Here is an 18,539-nt window from a genome sequence, read left to right as displayed (position 1 = left end):
GGCGCTACCGGTGCCACTGGACCTCAAGGCATTCAAGGACCAACAGGTGCTACTGGCGCCACTGGTATAGGAGCTACTGGACCTACTGGACCTTCTGGTGGACCTACTGGACCAACCGGGCCTACTGGACCTAGCTTCCCTGTAGCAACAATTGTTGTTACAAACAACATTCAACAAACAGTACTCCAATTTAACAACTTCATTTTTAATACTGCAATCAACGTAAACAACATTATCTTCAATGGCACAGATACAGTTACTGTTATCAACGCTGGTATTTATGTCATTAGCGTATCCATCTCTACAACTGCACCAGGATGCGCCCCACTTGGAGTAGGAATTTCAATAAATGGAGCAGTCGCAACTGACAACTTCTCTTCAAATCTAATAGGCGACTCACTTTCATTCACTACGATCGAAACATTAGCTGTCGGCGCAAACATTTCCGTCAAACCTACCCTTAGCGAAATTACAATTCCTGAAACAGGAAACACTAACATTCGCCTTACTGTATTTAGAATCGCTTAAATTTCACTATGTATCGTTTATGGCAAATAAAAAAAGAGCGAGAAATTCGCTCTTTTTTTGTTATGTACAATAATTCATTACTACTCTAATTCAATTGAAACATTTTTTTGTGGTACAAATGTAGAAATTGCATGTTTATAAATAAGCTGTTGCTTACCTTCTGTTTCCAGTAGGACTGTAAAATTATCAAATCCTTTAATTAATCCACGAAGCTGGAAACCATTTAATAAGTACAGCGTAACAAACGTATTTTCTTTACGGAGTTGATTTAAAAACTGATCTTGAATATTGATTGATTGCTTCATGTCGAATCCTCCTCTTTTTCTCTACTTACTATTATTCGACTTTAGTTGTAACTTTCCTTCTATGTATCGTAAAATTTCTGACGTTTTTTCACCGCCTGTAACATCAAACCACGTGACATCCATCTTATTACGGAACCACGTTAATTGACGCTTTGCATAACGACGTGAATTCGTCTTTAATTGTGATACCGCTTCTTCTAAAGAGACACGATCCTCAAAATAATCATATATCTCTTTATACCCAATCGCTTGAATAGATTGACAATCTCGTATCCCTCTATTATACAATCCTTCTACTTCTTCTAATAACCCTTGGTCCATCATTATATCAACTCGTAAGTTAATGCGATCGTATAGCATTTCTCGATCCATTGTCAAGCCAATCAAGGAAACATCGTATAATAACTCGTTTTCTTGTTTTTCAAGTTGATCACTCATTTTTTCACCCGTCGTGTGGAAAATTTCTAACGCTCTAATGACACGACGTACATTATTTGCATGAATACGCTCAGCACTTTCTGGGTCTACTTCTTGTAATTTCTTATGTACATATTCCACACCACGTTCTAATGCTAACTTTTCCATTTGTTCTCGGTATATAGTATCGCCAGCATCATCCGTAAACTGATAATCGAATAAAACAGATTGTATATACAGACCAGTTCCACCAACGATAATTGGCAATTTACCACGCTCTGTAATCTCTCGAATATGCTTACGAACACGTTCTTGAAATTCGGCAACAGAAAATGATTCTTCCGGATTTTTTATATCGACCATATAATGCGGAATTCCATCCATCTCTTCTTTTGTCACCTTTGCAGTTCCAATATCCATCGTACGATAAATCTGCATGGAATCTCCACTTATAATTTCACCATTCAACGCTTTGGCAAGATCAATACTTAACTTCGTCTTTCCAACAGCAGTTGGTCCAATGATGACAGCAACTTTTTCACGTTGCACTTCTCCCATATCATTCAACTCTCTTTATGTAATGTACTCCATCTATTGATTATATCCAATCTTACCAATTTTAACGGCATGATTGCAAGTTCTTTCATTCCGGTACATGAAATTACAAATAAAAAAGAACATAGTTTGTCCAATTCCGCATATACATGATTAAAAATACCTTCGAGAGGATGAGTTGACTATGAAACAATCCACCATCAATTTTTCATCTTTAACAAAAGACCTTATTTTAGCTACTGCTACAAAAGAACAAAATTGTTCACAAGAAGAATTATATTTCGCCTTAAATTGTTTGCTACGTTCTTTTCATTCTACTCTCCAAGAAACAACATTACATCCAGAAAATAAAAATACAGAGTATATACAAAATCAATTTTGCAGTGCATATAAAATTATTACAGGTAAAACTATTTATCCTTTTCAATAATCCATAAAAAGCGGTTGCCTACATACTTTCAAGCAACCGCCTTTTATATTAATACATATACACTATTTGATTACTTTCACTTTTACAGATTTGCGCCCCCAGCTATCGGCACTACCATCTGAACCGACTAATACATCAATACGATTTCCTTTAATCGCACCACCAGTATCTCCAGCAATCGCTTCTCCATATCCTTCTACCCATACTTTTGATCCAAGCGGAATTACTTTAGGATCAACAGCAATTACTTTCATATTCGGATTTACTGTTAAATCATGCCCCATTGCAGTTAATACACGACCACCATACGTACCATTCTCACTTGGATGCGCTGTATACGCTGTCGCTTCTACTGTTATTTCACGTCCACCAGCAGGTGCACTTGTTTCAGTAGATTTCGTAACTTGTTTCGTAGTTGACTGCTGTTTTGCCACAGGTTTACTTGATTCTACATTTTTAACAGACTCTTTGCTCTTAACTACTTTATTATTTTTAACCGGCGTATTTACTCTTACTGGCGCCTCTTCTTGCGTTACAACTTCTTTCTTTTCAATTACAGGTGCCGTCCCTGTTAAAAATGGCATGTGAACATATCCTGTTTTTCCATTATAGTCAAATTGTAACCATTCATTTTGAACTTGATTTGTCGTTTCAATTACATCATCTTTATTCAGTTTACCAAGAATTTCAGAGTCAGTATTCGCTCCAGCACGAACATTTAACACGCCCGGCGTTACATAATATGTACTTTTTGTAAATTCAGCACTTACAAACGCTTCTTTACCATTTAATTTAATTTTTGCCCATCCGTTTTCTGTATTTATAACATCTAATTTATTTCCACTTAACATTTTACCTACAAGCTTTGACTCTACAGTTGGGTTTTCTCTAACATTTAATACGTCTGTTGTTACAATCGTTTCTGCTTTCGCAGAACCTGCAAAAATCCCAAGACCAAAAACTGCCGCCGTTGCTATACCTAATAATTTTTTCATGAATAGCCTCCATTTGCTTTGTTTTCGTATTTTCATTATAGCAACAGATTTTTAGGATTTTTAGAAATCACACAATTACAAACCATTCGTAATACACGATTAATGAGTTGTAACATAAATTTCCATATTAATGAATTCCATTTCTAATAGAATCCCCAATAGTTTTCATATATTTTCCACATACTAGCCCAGAATTTTTTTCCAAAAAAAATTACAGTATTACTTTTTTGTTACAAAAAAACCATATTTCATTACATCTTTTACCAAAATTCATCATTCTCCAATTATTAATCTCCTTTTTTGTAATAAAAAAGAGCAGCTAATAAAAGCTACTCCTTTTTCATGTGTTATTTAACTTTCTTTTTCCAAATCCCCATCATAAGAGCTGAAATAACTGTCCCTATGAATATCGAGAAAATATATAGCACCGGTTTATTTACTAATGCGATAACAAACAATCCACCATGCGGTGCTGGTAATGTAATTTGGAATAACATAGATAATGCACCCGCAATACTTGAACCAACAACACAACTTACTATTACTCGAATCGGATCTGCAGCTGCAAATGGAATCGCACCTTCTGTAATAAACGATGCTCCCATAATATAATTTGTTAAACCAGATTTACGCTCTGCTTCAGTAAATTTTGATTTAAAGAAAGTAGTTGCGAATGCAATCGCTAATGGTGGCACCATACCACCGGCCATAACAGCAGAGTGTACGCCAAAGTTCTGCGCTTCTATTGCAGCAATACCAAATGTAAATGCAGCTTTATTAATTGGACCACCCATATCAATTGCCATCATACCACCTAATATAAGACCTAGTAATATAGCATTTGTACCGTTCAAACCATTTAACCATCCTGTTAACATTTCATTCAATGCTACTACAGGCGGAATTACTACTTTTTGCATAACAACTCCTGTAATCAACAATCCAAAGACCGGATATAACAATACAGGTTTAATTCCTTCTAACTGTGCTGGTAATCCTGAAAATAATCTTTTCAATCCTAAAACAACATACCCAGCTAAGAAACCAGCAATTAATCCCCCTAAAAATCCAGCATTCGCATGTGCTGCTAAAAATCCACCGACAACACCAGGCATAAATCCTGGACGATCAGCAATAGAACTCGCAATAAATCCAGCTAAAATTGGTACGAGGAATAAAAACGCACCTGTTTTGCCTCCACCAATAGACATTAACAATTCAGCCAATGGTCCTTCTGCTTTTATACCACCAATCCAAAATGCTAGTGCAATTAAAATTCCTCCACCCACAACGAATGGAAGCATATTACTTACACCGTTCATTAAGTGCTTATAAATTCCTAACCCTTTTTCTTTCTCTGTACTTTCTGTCTTCCCATCTTCCTTTATTCCATTAAAGATTGGCGCGTCTTGTTTTACAGCTCGATTAAGAAGTGTTTCCGTTTTTCTAATCCCATCAGCGACTGGCACTTGAATAACATGCTTCCCAGCAAAACGGTTCATTTCTACTTGTTTATCTGCGGCAACAATAATAGCTGTTGCTCGTTCAATGTCCTCTTTCGTTAAAGCGTTTTTTATACCTGTTGATCCATTCGTTTCAACTTTAATCGCTATTCCTAGCTCTGCTGCTTTTGCTTTCAAGCTATCCGCTGCCATATAGGTGTGAGCGATTCCAGTTGGGCAAGCCGTAACTGCTAGTACGTATGGTTCATTTCCTTCTGGTTTTGCAACTTCAATGTCTTCTTCTTCTTTTTCATTCTCTTTTTCATCAAATAAACGAAGAAGTTCCTCTTCATCCTTCGCTTCTAACAATTGCTTACGAAATCCTTCATCCATTAATAATGTAGATAGGCGCGATAACGTTTCTAAATGAGTATTATTCGCCCCTTCGCTCGCAGCAATCATAAAGAATAAATGTGCAGGCTGCCCATCAAGCGATTCATAGTTGATACCGCTTACACTTCTACCAAAACAAATCGCTGGTTGCTTAACAGCTTTTGTTTTCGCATGAGGTATTGCAATCCCTTCCCCTATTCCAGTTGTACTTTGTGACTCTCGCTTTAAAATAGCTTCTTTAAATTCAGCTTTACTATTTAAACGATTTGCTCCGTCTAATTTCTCAACTAATTCATCTATGACAGCTTCTTTATTTGAAGCTGTCAAGTTCATAATAACTGTATCCCTTTTTAATAGTTCTGTAATTTTCATATGTTACTTCCCCCTATCGCTTAGTTACAATTACTTGCGACAATAATTCTTCTACTTTTTCTTTTTCACATAAATCAGCTGAAAATGCTGTTGCACTCCCTGTTGCAACGCCATATTGAAATGCCTTTTCAATATCTTTTGTCTGTTCATATTTACCTACAAATCCTGCAACGAGAGAATCTCCGGCCCCGACCGAATTAATTACAACACCTTTTGGAACAGTTGCTTCATATATACCTTCTGCCGTAAATAATAAAGCCCCATCTCCAGCCATTGATACGATAACGTGCTCTACACCTTGTTCAACTAATTTTCTTCCAAACGGTAAAACATCTTCTACTGTTGAAATCTCTACTCCGAATAACTCACCAAGTTCATGATGATTAGGCTTTAGTAAAAATGGTTTATTTTTAATTACATGCTGCAGCGCACTTCCACTTGCATCGACTACTACGCGAATACCTTTCTCAGCTCCGAGCGCTGCGATTGATTCATAAAAAGTAGTTGAGATAGACGCCGGTACACTTCCAGCTAGTACAACACAATCTCCCTGCCTCATACTTTCAATTTGTTTCATTAATTGTTCAAATTGTTCATTTGTCACATTAGGACCTTGCCCATTTAATTCTGTCTCTTCTTGCCCTTTTATTTTCACATTAATTCGGGAATCACCGTCTACTTGGACGAAGTTTGTTGTTACACCTTCCGCCTGTAATACATCTTTAATAAATCGACCGGTAAATCCACCAGTAAATCCAAGCGCTACATTTTCAACACCTAAACGATGAAGAACACGAGAAACGTTAATGCCTTTCCCTCCAGGAAATTTCATATCTTTCTCTGCTCGATTTACTGCTCCTAAATCGAAGGAATTAACTTGTACTACATAATCAATAGATGGGTTTAAAGTAACTGTATAGATCATTGTTTATCAGCCTCAATTACATTGGTTTGTCTTTTATATTTTTCTAAATCAATTTCTAAATAGTTTGTAATAATATTTGCTTCTTCAACATTGGCAATTTTCGCAAACGCAACTTCTGAAAACTTACTTTCATCAATTAAGAAATATCCTTCGTTTGCTAATGTTAATGCCATTTGTTTTAAAAGTGCCTCTTCTGGATCTGGAGTTGTAAAACCAAGCTGTTCATGCACACCATTCGCTCCTAAGAAACATTTATCAAAACGGTACTTCTGCATGCTTTCCTGTGCCATAGCACCAATTAAAGCTTTCGTCCTGCTTTTCATCATTCCGCCTAGTAAATACGCACGAATATTATTTTCAACTAAAGCTTCAATATGCATAAGTCCATTCGTAACGACAGTAACATCTTTATTTATTAAAAATGGAATCATTTCAAATGTTGTACTTCCTGCATCTAAATAAATGCAATCACCTTGTTCAACAATGCTAGCCGCATACTTCGCAATTTGTTGTTTTATTTGAATGTTTTTGGATGATTTTTCAACCATCGTTGGCTCTTGTCCTTTTCCTGTTAAAACAGCAGCACCACCATGAACTCTTTTTAATAACCTTTGCTTTTCCAATTGCGCTAAATCACGACGAATTGTTGATTCAGAGCTTTCTGTTCTTTCCACTAATTGCTGTAATTTAACAACCTTCTGCTCTTTTACAAGTTGCAATATCATTTGATGACGTTCAGGAGTTAACATTTTATTCACCTCTTCTTTGATTACAGTATAATGAAAACGATCACAAAAATCAACCATAAACATTCACAAATAACCAGAAACAGTCACAAGCAGTTATAAACAACAAAAAAGAAACCCATTTGATTGTTATATCAAATGGGTTTCTTTTTTCGATTCACTTATAAAGAAGCTTTATATATACTTAAAACATCGTCTTTATTTAATTTTTTAAAGTTACCAAATTCACCATAAGCCATCGCTTTATCAGCCATTAAATCAATTTCATTTTCCCCAATACCGTAATCCGCTAACGTTACTGGTGCCTCAATTGAAGTCCAAAATTGACGTAACGCCTCAATTCCTTCTAACGCAATTTCTCGATCAGTCTTTTCATCTGTTTCTACATCGAATACGCGAATAGCGAACTGTTTAAAACGACTTACATTTTCATCTACAACACGCTTCATCCAGTTCGGGAATAAAATCGCAAGGCCACCCCCGTGTGGTATATCATGAACCGCAGAAACTGCATGTTCAATATTATGAGTCGCCCAATCTCCTTTTACTCCCATCGCTAAAATACCGTTTAACGCCATAGTACCGCAATATAAAATAGTTTCTCTATGCTCATAATTTTCTAAATCACTTAAAAGCTTAGGAGCAGTTTCAATTACTGTTTTTAAAACAGATTCACAATAACGATCTTGTAATTCTGTATTTGTTCCATGATGGAAATATTGCTCTAATACATGTGACATAATATCTACCATACCGTAAATTGTTTGATCCCTCGGCACAGACGCAGTATGAACTGGATCTAAAATCGAAAACTGCGGGAAAGTAACTGGGCTACCCCAGCCATATTTTTCATTCGTTTCCCAGTTTGTAATTACAGAACCAGCATTCATTTCAGATCCTGTTGCCGCAAGCGTAAGTACCGTACCAAATGGTAACGCCTCACTAGCAAATGCTTTTTTCGTTACAATATCCCATACATCTCCATCATATTTGCTACCAGCAGCAATTGCTTTCGTACAGTCGATTACACTTCCTCCGCCAACCGCTAATATGAATTCGACACCATTATCTTTACAAATTTGAATCCCTTTCTTTACAGTTGATACACGAGGATTCGGTTCAACACCTGTCAATTCAAATATTTCCGCATTTATATCTTTTAAAATAGAAATTACATTATCATAAATACCGTTTCTTTTAATGCTGCCTCCCCCGTATACGAGAAGAACTTTTTTACCGAACTGTGGAATTTCAGTTTTTAACTGTTCCAATTGACCTTTACCGAAAATAAGTTTCGTTGGATTACGAAATACAAAATTTTGCATATCCCTTTACCATCCCTTCTATATGAAAAGCAACTATACTTTTGTATACCATATTTTTTTCATTTCACAAAAATATTTGCCTAACAAAAAAATCCCAGCCTAAAGGCTGAGATTTTTTATTGATAATAAGGTGAGATCATTAAGTAAACAATAACACCAGATAAACTTACATATAACCAAATTGGCATCGTCCAACGTACAATTTTACGATGACGTGTTAATTGATTTGTAAAACCAAATACAAGTGCAAACAATGCAAGTGGTACAATAATTGCTGCCAGGATAATATGTGTAATTAAAATGATGAAATACACATATTTAATGAATCCTTCTCCGCCAAAATGTGTTGCTGGCGCCAAGTAATGATACGATAAATAAGAAACACAAAATAGCAACGTCGTTGTAAATGCTGCTAAGATGAAACCACGGTGCATTTTCACATTCTTCTTAATAATAGAGTATAAAGCTGCTAATAAGAATACGAACGTAAAGCTATTAAAAATTGCATTTAACATTGGTAAAATTGTTACATCAAAATGTACTTCTCCTTCATAGCCAACAGGTCCAAAGAACAAAAATAAAATAATCGCATTTACAATTACAGAAAGCGTTATCACAATAGGAGCATAGCTTTTCTGATTAGTTGATTGATCCACCAAAATGGTCACTCCTCTTCCTTCAAATATGTATACGTAACCTCACTATTTTAACATATTATTCACAGTGTAAATGTGACAATAGTTTGACACAGTAAGACAGCGCAAAGAAAAAAATCCTTCTTAATAAAACTTCTTAAGAAGGATTTTATCGCTTTATTATTTAAATAGCAATGTAATTAGTTTTTGTTAAAAAACGTATTGCTATATGCTTGATAAATTTCAGACACTTGATATCCCATTAAAGAAATTGCTGTTAATGAAAAGAAACCAATCATAAGAAATCGAAACCACATATAAATCTCCTCCTTGTATTTAGCTTAAAAAGCAGTCGCTATATTACAAGTTGAATGGCACTCTTCATCGTCACTTTCCTTTTTCTTTACAATTGCTGTTATAAATCGAATCATAAAGAAAATCACAAAAGGAAACTGTTCGTAATTTACCTTGGCATAGTTTGGCAACGGCTCGCGCTGCACATCGAACGGAGATGAGAAGGAATAGAACATACCTTGCTCTTCCATATATACAATTACAATTTTCATACAAAACATTATTCCTAGAAATGAAACAATATCTTGCCATTCTGTCGTATATAACAAGTTATACAGCTCTAGTACGTACTCTTCCATCGTCATCCCCCCTTCCTTTTTTACCATTTTGCTCGCCTTCATATAAAAAGTCAAGAAAAAAGTTTATATTCACTATGACAATAGTAATTACTTGTTTCTATGATTATATATGATTCTTTTATAGCAATGATTGGGTGTAACTCTCTTCTAAAACAAGAAATTAGAATCGAACAGATTCCTCATTCTTGCTTTTAGGATTCAACAATGTACTATTTTTATTTCTATTAAAAATAAAATAAGAAATTATTATAAGAACAGTAACAAGCATTGTTAAAAGCGCTTGTGAACGTAAAGATTCAATTGCGAGCATGGCAACTAAAACTGCTATAATCGCAGTAATTGTAACATATGTTACATATGGAAAAAGCCACATTTTGACTTTCAAATTTTGTTGTTCCGCTTTCCCCATTTTTTTACGTATCTTGAAATGTGAAACTGCTATAACGAGATAAACGAGTAACGCAATCCCGCCAGATGCATTCACTAAAAATAAAAATACTTTATCTGGAGATATGTAACTAAAAACAACTCCAATGTAAGCAAAGAAAGTTCCAAATAAAACCGCCCGAACTGGAACACCACTACTATTCAATTTCAAAAATGCCTTTGGCGCGTCTCCTCTTTCTGCCATTGAAAAAAGCATTCTTGAGTTCGTATATAAACCCGAATTTAAACAAGAAAGTACAGCTGTTAAAACGATAAAGTTCATAATTTGTGCTGCCGCTGGTATCCCTATATGTTCCAGCACCGCCACAAACGGGCTTTTTAGTATGTTCGCTGAATTCCACGGAAGGAGTGTAACAACTACAGCAATCGATCCAATGAAAAATACGAGAATACGCCAAATTACACTATTTGTTGCTGTTTTTACTGCTTTTACAGGTTCGGCAGACTCTCCAGCGGCTACTGCGACAATCTCTGATCCCATAAATGAAAATATAACGACGGTAATTCCAAGTAGCACCGAACTTATACCATTTGGCATAAATCCTCCTTGCCCTACTAAATTCGAAGTGCCAGGTGCTTCCGTTCCTGGTACAAATCCTAAAATAACAGCGAGTCCAAGACAAAGGAACAAAACGATACTTATTACTTTAATAAATGAAAACCAATATTCAAACTCTCCAAATGATTTCACCGAAAAAACATTCGTCAATGTTAATAAAATCGTTAATATTAAGCTCAATAACCAGAGCGGGATTTCTGGAATCCAATATTGAATAATACCAGCACCTGCTGTAGCTTCTATCGCAATAACAATTACCCAGAAAAACCAATATAGCCACCCAATTGTATAACCCGCCCATGGACCAATTGCTTCTCTTGCATATGTTGCAAATGAACCACTTGTCGGGTTAATAGCTGCCATTTCCCCTAGCATTCTCATAACGAAAATGACTAGAAGTCCTGCTAATGCATATGAAACGATAGAACCTGGCCCTGCTGAATGCACAACCGCACCGCTTCCAACAAACAAACCAGCTCCTATTACGCCACCAATGGAAATCATTGTAATGTGGCGTATTTTGAGGTCTTTCTTAAGATTTTTATCCAACTCTTGTACATCCCCTTCCAAACTTAATTTTGAAATTTACCCCGCATTAACGGACAGTAAGACCCCCACCTCAAAATTCAGCGGAAGCAAAGAAGTTAGGTGGGAATCTACTGCCCGTAAAAGCCCGATTGGTGAGGGCTGATAATCAGCGGGGGATGAACAAAGCCCCACTGATTAAAGTTTCACTTTATGTAAGAGTATTATGCGAAAAATCTTGTCCTATACTTTAAAATATATCAAAATATTCTGAATTTAACAATCGTAATTCGACCTCCTCCAAAAATTATTACATTAGGTTTAATAATTTTCCATACACAATTGTTGAGAAAATTATAGTCACCTTACAAAAGTTCAAATTTTCAGATATTATGAAATAAACAAGATTATACATCTAGACAACTTTTTGTATAGGAGTGTTGATATGTTAAACAAGTTCAAATTTATTTGTTGTACTTTAGTAATTTTCTTACTGCTACCGCTAGCTCCCTTCCAAGCACAAGCTGCAAACAATTTAGGATCCAAATTACTCGTTGGATACTGGCATAACTTCGATAACGGTACTGGTATTATTAAATTAAGGGACGTTTCACCAAAATGGGATGTAATCAATGTATCTTTCGGTGAAACTGGTGGTGATCGTTCCACTGTTGAATTTTCTCCTGTGTATGGTACAGATGCAGAGTTTAAATCAGATATTTCTTATTTAAAAAGTAAAGGTAAGAAAATAGTTCTTTCAATAGGTGGACAAAATGGGGTCGTTTTACTTCCTGACAATGCGGCTAAGCAACGTTTTATTAATTCCCTACAATCTCTGATCGATAAATACGGTTTTGATGGAATAGATATTGACCTTGAATCAGGTATTTACTTAAACGGAAATGACACTAATTTTAAAAACCCAACTACTCCTCAAATCGTAAATCTTATCTCAGCTATTCGAACAATCTCAGATCATTACGGTCCAGATTTTCTATTAAGCATGGCTCCTGAAACAGCTTATGTTCAAGGTGGTTATAGCGCATACGGAAGCATCTGGGGTGCTTATTTACCGATTATTTACGGAGTAAAAGACAAACTAACATACATTCACGTTCAACACTACAACGCTGGTAGCGGGATTGGAATGGACGGTAATAACTACAATCAAGGCACTGCAGACTACGAAGTCGCTATGGCAGATATGCTCTTACATGGTTTTCCTGTAGGTGGTAATGCAACTAACATTTTCCCAGCTCTTCGTTCGGATCAAGTCATGATTGGACTTCCTGCAGCACCAGCGGCCGCTCCAAGTGGCGGATATATTTCTCCAACTGAAATGAAAAAAGCTTTAGATTATATCATTAAAGGAATTCCTTTCGGAGGAAAGTATAAACTTTCAAATCAGAGTGGCTACCCTGCATTCCGGGGCCTAATGTCTTGGTCTATTAATTGGGATGCAAAAAACAACTTTGAATTTTCTAATAACTATAGAACATATTTTGATGCTATTCCCTTGCAAAAATAATAAAAAACAACAATAGGTTATGTAACCTATTGTTGTTTTTTATTTATGTAAAATAATTTTTCACTTACACCTATTGTTGTTTTTTATTTATGTAAATTACTTTTTCACTTCTACATGATGAAAAGATTCTTTTCCATCTCTACATAACTATTTACAATACTTAAAAGTAATTTGCCACGAAACCATTTCGTTATATAAACTTTCCAATTCTTTATGCCATGTTTCTACCATAGAAATTCCCCTTTCCTTTTTAACACTTTAAATAAAAATCACATAACATTCTGTATTTACCCAATAAAAAAAGAGAACTTTCTCTGAAAGTCCTGTTACTACTCTAAAATAGTCTAGTTGCTATTTTGCTTTAACACAAATACTGAAAGTTCAGGTACACTCCAAAATCTAACAGGCATTCGGGTTGTCCCAATACCACGATTTACGTATAAATGTAACGGCTTATTCTTCCCTTCTAATTCATACATACCTTCAACATGACTCTCAGCTAATTTTGTAGTAATTAATGGACCTATAAAAGGAATTTGAACTTGTCCCCCGTGACTATGTCCTGACATTTGAAAATCAACTGGGTAACGAGCTACTTTGTCTACAACATCCGGCTCATGTACTAAGAGCATATTAAAATCTTGTTGCCTTACTTGTTTTAAAGTCGCGTCTATTTGCGGCTTCCCTAATAAAAAATCATCCAAACCTGATATTGTAATATATTTGCCATTTTCCGCATTAATTTTATGCACTTCATTTACTAACACAGAGAAACCAGCTTCCTCCATATACTTTTTATAAAATAAACTACCTCCCCCGCCCCTATCATGATTCCCAAACACTGCATATTTCCCTAAGGGCGCATGTATTTTCTGCAAAATGCTTTGCGCTTCTTCTCTTTCTGCCTTATACGATCCAAACTTATCTATTAAATCCCCTGTAAAAACTACTATATCTGGATGTAACGTATTCATCTTCTCTACCAAATTTTCTAGTTGTTTCAATGTAAATTCTGGCCCTAAATGCACATCTGAGAATTGTAATATCTTTTTGTTATTAAACTCTTTAGGAATTGTAGAAGCTTCTATTTCATTCCACGTAACTGTTACTAGTTTTCGTTCTATTTCTGTCGCATAGAAATACAAACTTATTGAAATCATTACTATACTTATGAAACTGATTATACATATCTTGACGATTGATTTTTTTTGTTCTTTTTTTACATGATTCGTATTCATGTTCTCACCTCTAGAAGTACTTTAAAGCCTTATTGTTACATTAATGTGACAACATGAACAATGTTAGCTATATCCAATTCTATCCTCATTCACTTTGACAAATTTATACAGAAGTCATAACATATTTTTATAATACATAGATTCTTAAAAATGTTCCTTCTATTCATTCTATCATTTTATTAAGGAGAGATTATTCATGTCTGTATTTACACCAGAAGAAATTACGGAACTTGCTGCGAATTCCGGAAGAAAAAAAGCTCATTTATCATTACTCCCTATGCTAATTCTCGGTTTTTTTGGTGGTGCTTTCATAGCATTAGGGTATTTACTCGATATTCATGTTATTGGAACAATGCCAAAGTCTTGGGGATCATTTACTAGTTTTCTAGGTGCCGCTGTATTCCCTATCGGTCTTATACTCGTTATTCTTGCAGGCGGTGAGTTAGTAACTGGCAATATGATGACCGTTTCAATGGCGTGGCTTCACAAAAAAATCGAATTATTTCACTTCATTCGAAATTTAGTTATTGTTACGTTTAGCAACTTCATAGGTGCTGTATTCGTTGCTTATTTTTTCGGTCATATCGTCGGATTAACAGAGGGAGCTTTTTTAGCGAAAACAGTTTCTATTGCGCAAGCTAAACTACAAGATACACCACTACAAGCCTTCATTTCTGCAATCGGATGTAATTGGCTCGTTTGTTTAGCTGTTTGGCTCAGTATGGGAAGTAAAGAATTTATCGGGAAGATTATCGGTATTTGGTTCCCAGTTATGACTTTTGTTGCGATTGGATTTCAACACGTTGTAGCCAATATGTTTGTCATCCCAGCTGCAATTTTTGCCGGTCATTTAACTTGGATTGAATATTTTCCAAACTTCATTTTTGTTTTCTTCGGAAACTTAGTAGGAGGTATGTTATTTGTAGCATTACCTTATTTCATATCCTATAATAAGAAACTCCCTTCCAATAAAGAGCAAACTGCATTAAAGAAAAAATCTGTATCCGCTTAAATTGAAAGTCTATACAGTGGCTCTAAAAAATATTACAAATTTCATTTTTTTTACGAATATATGTGCGTACACTTGTTCTCGAATGTTTTATACGTTATAATAACAACTTAAATAGCATTATTTACATATGAGGTGAAAAACATGAACAAAACAGAATTAATTAAAAACGTAGCACAAAATGCTGAGATTTCTCAAAAAGAAGCTACTGTAGTTGTACAAACTGTAGTAGAATCAATCACTAACACTTTAGCTGCTGGTGAAAAAGTACAACTTATCGGATTCGGTACATTCGAAGTACGCGAAAGAGCTGCTCGTACAGGCCGTAACCCACAAACTGGTGAAGAAATGCAAATCGCAGCTTCTAAAGTACCTGCTTTCAAAGCTGGTAAAGAACTTAAAGAAGCTGTAAAATAATGAAAAAATAGCCTTCTCGTTTACGAGAGGGCTATTTTTTTCATTACATAATTAATAAAAATCTGACCATTATGCTGTTTCTTTTGTTCCTTTATGCAAATAAAGCCTTTACTTTCAAAGAAAGGTTTTGCTGTAATACTTGCTTCTGTATAAATCTCCCTATGCCCCAAGTTCACTGCTTCTTTTTCTAGCTTCTTTAGTATGTATGAGGCTATCCTTTTCCCTTGATAATCTTTATGCGTAAATAAGCGATCTACGTAATGATCATCATTATAATCCCCAAATCCCACTATCATACCGTTATGATCCGCTACATAACTAATATTCTTCTCTAAAGACTGTAACCAACTTTCCCTATTTAGTTGATCTGGTGCCCATGCCTGTAGCTGTAACACGTTATAATCTTTTGCATTAATTGTATGAACTGTTTCATAGAACAACTGTAATACTTGTTCTAAATCCTCCTTATGGAATATTCTAATGATTGTATCTTTTAACATATATGAACCTCCTTACTAAACTATCATTTAACTTGTCTACCATCTAGTATTCAATATTTCTGCTTTATTATATCTTTTTTCTTTCTATATAAACAAAAAACAATACTTATTTCAAAGTATTGTTTTTCGTTTAAAAGCATATGCAATTACTCTCTAGATTTTTATTTTTTTAATTTCACTCTTTGTAATCGTAATGCATTTAATACAACGGATACAGAACTAAATGCCATAGCCGCTCCTGCAACCCAAGGTGCTAAGAAACCGAACGCCGCAATCGGGATTCCTAATCCGTTATAAGCTAGTGCCCAGAATAAATTTTGCTTAATATTTCTTATCGTCATCTTACTCATAAAGATTGCATCAGCAATACTATTTAAATCCCCACGGATTAACGTAATATCTGCCGCTTCCATCGCTACATCCGTTCCTGTTCCAATTGCCATACCGATATCCGCCGTAGCAAGAGCAGGAGCATCATTTATTCCATCTCCAACCATTGCTACTTTCTTACCTTGTGCTTGGAGTTTTTTCACTTCTTCTGCTTTTCCTTCTGGTAATACTTCTGCAATTACGTGATCAATACCAACTTGCTTAGCGATTGCCTGAGCAGTTTGTGTGTTATCTCCTGTAATCATAACAACGTCTAGACCCATTTTTTTAAGTCTTGCGATAGCTGCTTTTGAAGTATCTTTTACAGTATCTGCAACGGCCACTATACCAGCATATTCTTTATTGATCGCAATAAGCATTGCTGTTTTTCCTTCTCGTTCTAGCTCTTCCATCGATTTAGAAACTTCTTCAATATCAATATCGAATTTCTTCATTAATCGACGTGTACCAATTAATAATTGTTTCCCTTCTACAACTGATTCGATACCGAATCCTGGAATCGCTTCAAACGTTTCTGAACTTGGGATATCAATTTTCTTTTCTTTAATTCCTTCTACAATCGCTTCTGCAAGTGGATGTTCAGAATTTTTTTCTGCCGCAGCGACTAAACGTAGTATTTCTTCTTCATGGAATCCATCTGCTACAATTACATCTGTTAAAACAGGCTTTCCGTTTGTCACAGTACCTGTTTTATCTAGAATAACTGTATCTAATCGGTGCGTTGCTTCTAAATGCTCTCCACCTTTAAATAAAATACCATACTCAGCTGATCTTCCTGATCCAGCCATAATAGATGTAGGTGTCGCAAGACCTAATGCACATGGACAAGCGATAACAAGTACGGCTATCATTTTCTCAAGTGCTCCGCCAAAATCACCAGGTGTAACAAATAGCATCCACACTGCAAATGTGATAATAGCAATCACAACTACAACGGGTACGAAAATACCTGAAATTTGATCAGCTACTCTTTGAATAGGAGCTTTTGACCCTTGCGCCTCTTCTACTACTTTAATAATTTGAGCTAATGCAGTATCTCTTCCTACCTTAGTTGCTTTCACTTTTAAAAATCCATTTTTATTCATTGTAGAACCGATTACTACATCCCCAATTGTTTTATCAACTGGAATACTCTCACCTGTTAACATCGATTCATCTATTGCTGATTTTCCTTCTACAATTTCTCCATCTACCGGGATTTTTTCACCAGGTTTTACATAAACGATATCACCAGCTACTACTTCTTCGATTAAAATTTTCATTTCTGTTCCGTCTCGTAGAACAGTAGCGGTTTTCGCCTGTAATCCCATTAATTTTTTAATTGCTTCTGACGAGCGTCCCTTTGCCTTTGCTTCAAATAATTTACCTAAAATAATTAATGTAATAAGTACTGCACTCGTTTCAAAATACAAGTCTGTCATATGTTCCGAAGAACCAATCGACCTAATACTTAAATACACACTGTAAAAATACGCTGCCGACGTTCCAAGTGCCACGAGAACATCCATATTGGCACTTTTATTTCGTAACGCTTTATAAGCTCCAACATAAAACTGCCCACCAATGATAAACTGAACTGGAGTTGCAAGAGCTAGCTGCACCCAAGGGTTCATAAGCATATCAGGTAAATAAATAAACGATGTAAATGAGAAATGACTTACCATTGCCCACAGTAACGGGAATGATAAAATAAATGAAATGATAAATTTCTTCTTTTGTCGCTCAATTTCTTGTAAGCGATGGTCAGTTGATCCATCTTGCTCATCTGATTTCACTTCCAATTTATATCCTAATTTCGTAATTGCACTCTTCATTTCATTTACATTAATTTCATCAGGGTTAAAATCTACTGTAGCCGATTCCAAAGCGAAATTTACTGTCGCTCCGTTCACACCTTCTAACTTATTTAAACGCTTTTCTACTCTATTCGCACATGCTGCGCATGTCATCCCTGAAACAGTAAACTCAGCTTTATCACTTACAATTCCATATCCTAACGATTCAACTTTTTCCTTAAACTGTTGCGGATTTGTTTTTTGGGGATCATACATTATTTTTGTTTTTTCAAGTGCAAAATTTACATTTGCATCATGAACACCTTCTACTTTTTTCAGACCTTTTTCAATTCTATTCGCACATGCCGCACATGTCATTCCTGATATTTGAAGATTAGCCTCTTTCTGTTCATTCATGTCTCTCACCTCT

The 18,539-nt window shown here is 35.5% G+C and carries 18 protein-coding genes and 1 pseudogene; 5 read left to right on the top strand and 14 right to left on the bottom strand.

Annotated elements, in window-relative coordinates:
• On the top strand, window positions 1-528 hold a 528-nt coding region (locus DM800_RS16115; protein ID WP_147787187.1), incomplete at its 5' end, for a Gly-Xaa-Xaa repeat protein.
• 80 nt (window positions 529-608) lie between these two features.
• Here the strand turns inward: DM800_RS16115 and hfq are convergent.
• Together hfq and miaA are read right to left on the bottom strand one after the other, a co-directional pair.
• Complete coding sequence (gene hfq, locus DM800_RS16110) at window positions 609-833, bottom strand: RNA chaperone Hfq (RefSeq protein ID WP_000813896.1); 225 nt, start codon at window positions 831-833, stop codon at window positions 609-611.
• A 21-nt stretch (window positions 834-854) separates the two neighbouring features.
• Window positions 855-1,808: a tRNA (adenosine(37)-N6)-dimethylallyltransferase MiaA gene (miaA, locus tag DM800_RS16105; protein WP_000504945.1), complete on the bottom strand. Its 954-nt coding sequence runs from the start codon at window positions 1,806-1,808 to the stop codon at window positions 855-857.
• A 181-nt stretch (window positions 1,809-1,989) separates the two neighbouring features.
• Between miaA and DM800_RS16100 the strand changes: the two genes are divergently transcribed.
• A complete protein-coding gene (locus tag DM800_RS16100) occupies window positions 1,990-2,235 on the top strand; it encodes a hypothetical protein (RefSeq protein ID WP_000814419.1) in 246 nt (81 codons plus the stop codon).
• 62 nt (window positions 2,236-2,297) lie between these two features.
• Here DM800_RS16100 and entD read toward each other — a convergent pair whose 3' ends face one another.
• The 8 genes from entD to gabP form a co-directional block, all read right to left on the bottom strand.
• Window positions 2,298-3,230, bottom strand: a complete 933-nt coding sequence (gene entD / locus DM800_RS16095; RefSeq protein ID WP_147787186.1) for a cell wall-binding protein EntD — start codon at window positions 3,228-3,230, stop codon at window positions 2,298-2,300.
• A gap of 347 nt (window positions 3,231-3,577) precedes the next feature.
• On the bottom strand, window positions 3,578-5,437 hold the full coding sequence (locus DM800_RS16090) for a PTS fructose transporter subunit IIABC (protein WP_087984988.1): 1,860 nt from the start codon (window positions 5,435-5,437) through the stop codon (window positions 3,578-3,580).
• A gap of 13 nt (window positions 5,438-5,450) precedes the next feature.
• Entirely contained in the window at window positions 5,451-6,362 is a 912-nt protein-coding gene (pfkB, locus tag DM800_RS16085) for a 1-phosphofructokinase (protein WP_060487493.1), read from the bottom strand.
• Window positions 6,359-7,111, bottom strand: coding sequence for a DeoR/GlpR family DNA-binding transcription regulator (locus tag DM800_RS16080; RefSeq protein WP_000957278.1), 753 nt, complete (start codon window positions 7,109-7,111; stop codon window positions 6,359-6,361). Before DM800_RS16080 ends, pfkB begins: the two co-directional genes overlap by 4 nt.
• 158 nt (window positions 7,112-7,269) lie before the next feature.
• Window positions 7,270-8,433 (bottom strand): iron-containing alcohol dehydrogenase, encoded by a 1,164-nt coding sequence (locus DM800_RS16075; protein ID WP_046956536.1) that lies wholly within the window; start codon window positions 8,431-8,433, stop codon window positions 7,270-7,272.
• Window positions 8,434-8,549: 116 nt separating this feature from the next.
• Window positions 8,550-9,092 carry a DUF420 domain-containing protein gene (locus DM800_RS16070; RefSeq protein WP_000228316.1) on the bottom strand — a complete coding sequence of 181 codons (543 nt, stop codon included), beginning with the start codon at window positions 9,090-9,092 and terminating at the stop codon, window positions 8,550-8,552.
• A gap of 317 nt (window positions 9,093-9,409) precedes the next feature.
• Window positions 9,410-9,748: a hypothetical protein gene (locus DM800_RS16065; protein ID WP_113732328.1), complete on the bottom strand. Its 339-nt coding sequence runs from the start codon at window positions 9,746-9,748 to the stop codon at window positions 9,410-9,412.
• A 133-nt stretch (window positions 9,749-9,881) separates the two neighbouring features.
• Window positions 9,882-11,276, bottom strand: a complete 1,395-nt coding sequence (gene gabP / locus DM800_RS16060; RefSeq protein WP_000360103.1) for a GABA permease — start codon at window positions 11,274-11,276, stop codon at window positions 9,882-9,884.
• Between the two features lie 421 nt (window positions 11,277-11,697).
• Between gabP and DM800_RS16055 the strand changes: the two genes are divergently transcribed.
• On the top strand, window positions 11,698-12,780 hold the full coding sequence (locus DM800_RS16055; protein WP_060487497.1) for a chitinase: 1,083 nt from the start codon (window positions 11,698-11,700) through the stop codon (window positions 12,778-12,780).
• A 96-nt stretch (window positions 12,781-12,876) separates the two neighbouring features.
• Here DM800_RS16055 and DM800_RS29930 read toward each other — a convergent pair.
• A pseudogene (locus DM800_RS29930) lies at window positions 12,877-12,956 on the bottom strand (N-acyl-L-amino acid amidohydrolase); the annotation flags it as partial.
• Between the two features lie 168 nt (window positions 12,957-13,124).
• On the bottom strand, window positions 13,125-14,018 hold the full coding sequence (locus DM800_RS16050) for a metallophosphoesterase (RefSeq protein ID WP_088064245.1): 894 nt from the start codon (window positions 14,016-14,018) through the stop codon (window positions 13,125-13,127).
• A 196-nt stretch (window positions 14,019-14,214) separates the two neighbouring features.
• On the opposite strand from DM800_RS16050, the gene DM800_RS16045 reads away from it, so the two are divergent.
• Together DM800_RS16045 and DM800_RS16040 are read left to right on the top strand one after the other, a co-directional pair.
• Entirely contained in the window at window positions 14,215-15,030 is an 816-nt protein-coding gene (locus DM800_RS16045; RefSeq protein WP_088122935.1) for a formate/nitrite transporter family protein, read from the top strand.
• A 141-nt stretch (window positions 15,031-15,171) separates the two neighbouring features.
• Entirely contained in the window at window positions 15,172-15,444 is a 273-nt protein-coding gene (locus tag DM800_RS16040; protein WP_001043904.1) for an HU family DNA-binding protein, read from the top strand.
• 20 nt (window positions 15,445-15,464) lie between these two features.
• Here DM800_RS16040 and DM800_RS16035 read toward each other — a convergent pair whose 3' ends face one another.
• Complete coding sequence (locus tag DM800_RS16035; RefSeq protein WP_147787185.1) at window positions 15,465-15,944, bottom strand: GNAT family N-acetyltransferase; 480 nt, start codon at window positions 15,942-15,944, stop codon at window positions 15,465-15,467.
• A gap of 161 nt (window positions 15,945-16,105) precedes the next feature.
• Window positions 16,106-18,526, bottom strand: a complete 2,421-nt coding sequence (locus DM800_RS16030; RefSeq protein WP_097889696.1) for a heavy metal translocating P-type ATPase — start codon at window positions 18,524-18,526, stop codon at window positions 16,106-16,108.
• Window positions 18,527-18,539: the final 13 nt, after the last annotated feature.

This window comes from Bacillus sp. AY18-3, assembly GCF_008042305.1.
Lineage (GTDB): Bacteria > Bacillota > Bacilli > Bacillales > Bacillaceae_G > Bacillus_A > Bacillus_A wiedmannii.
Note: the sequence above shows the minus strand (reverse complement) of the source record. Positions and strands in the feature narration are given on the sequence as shown.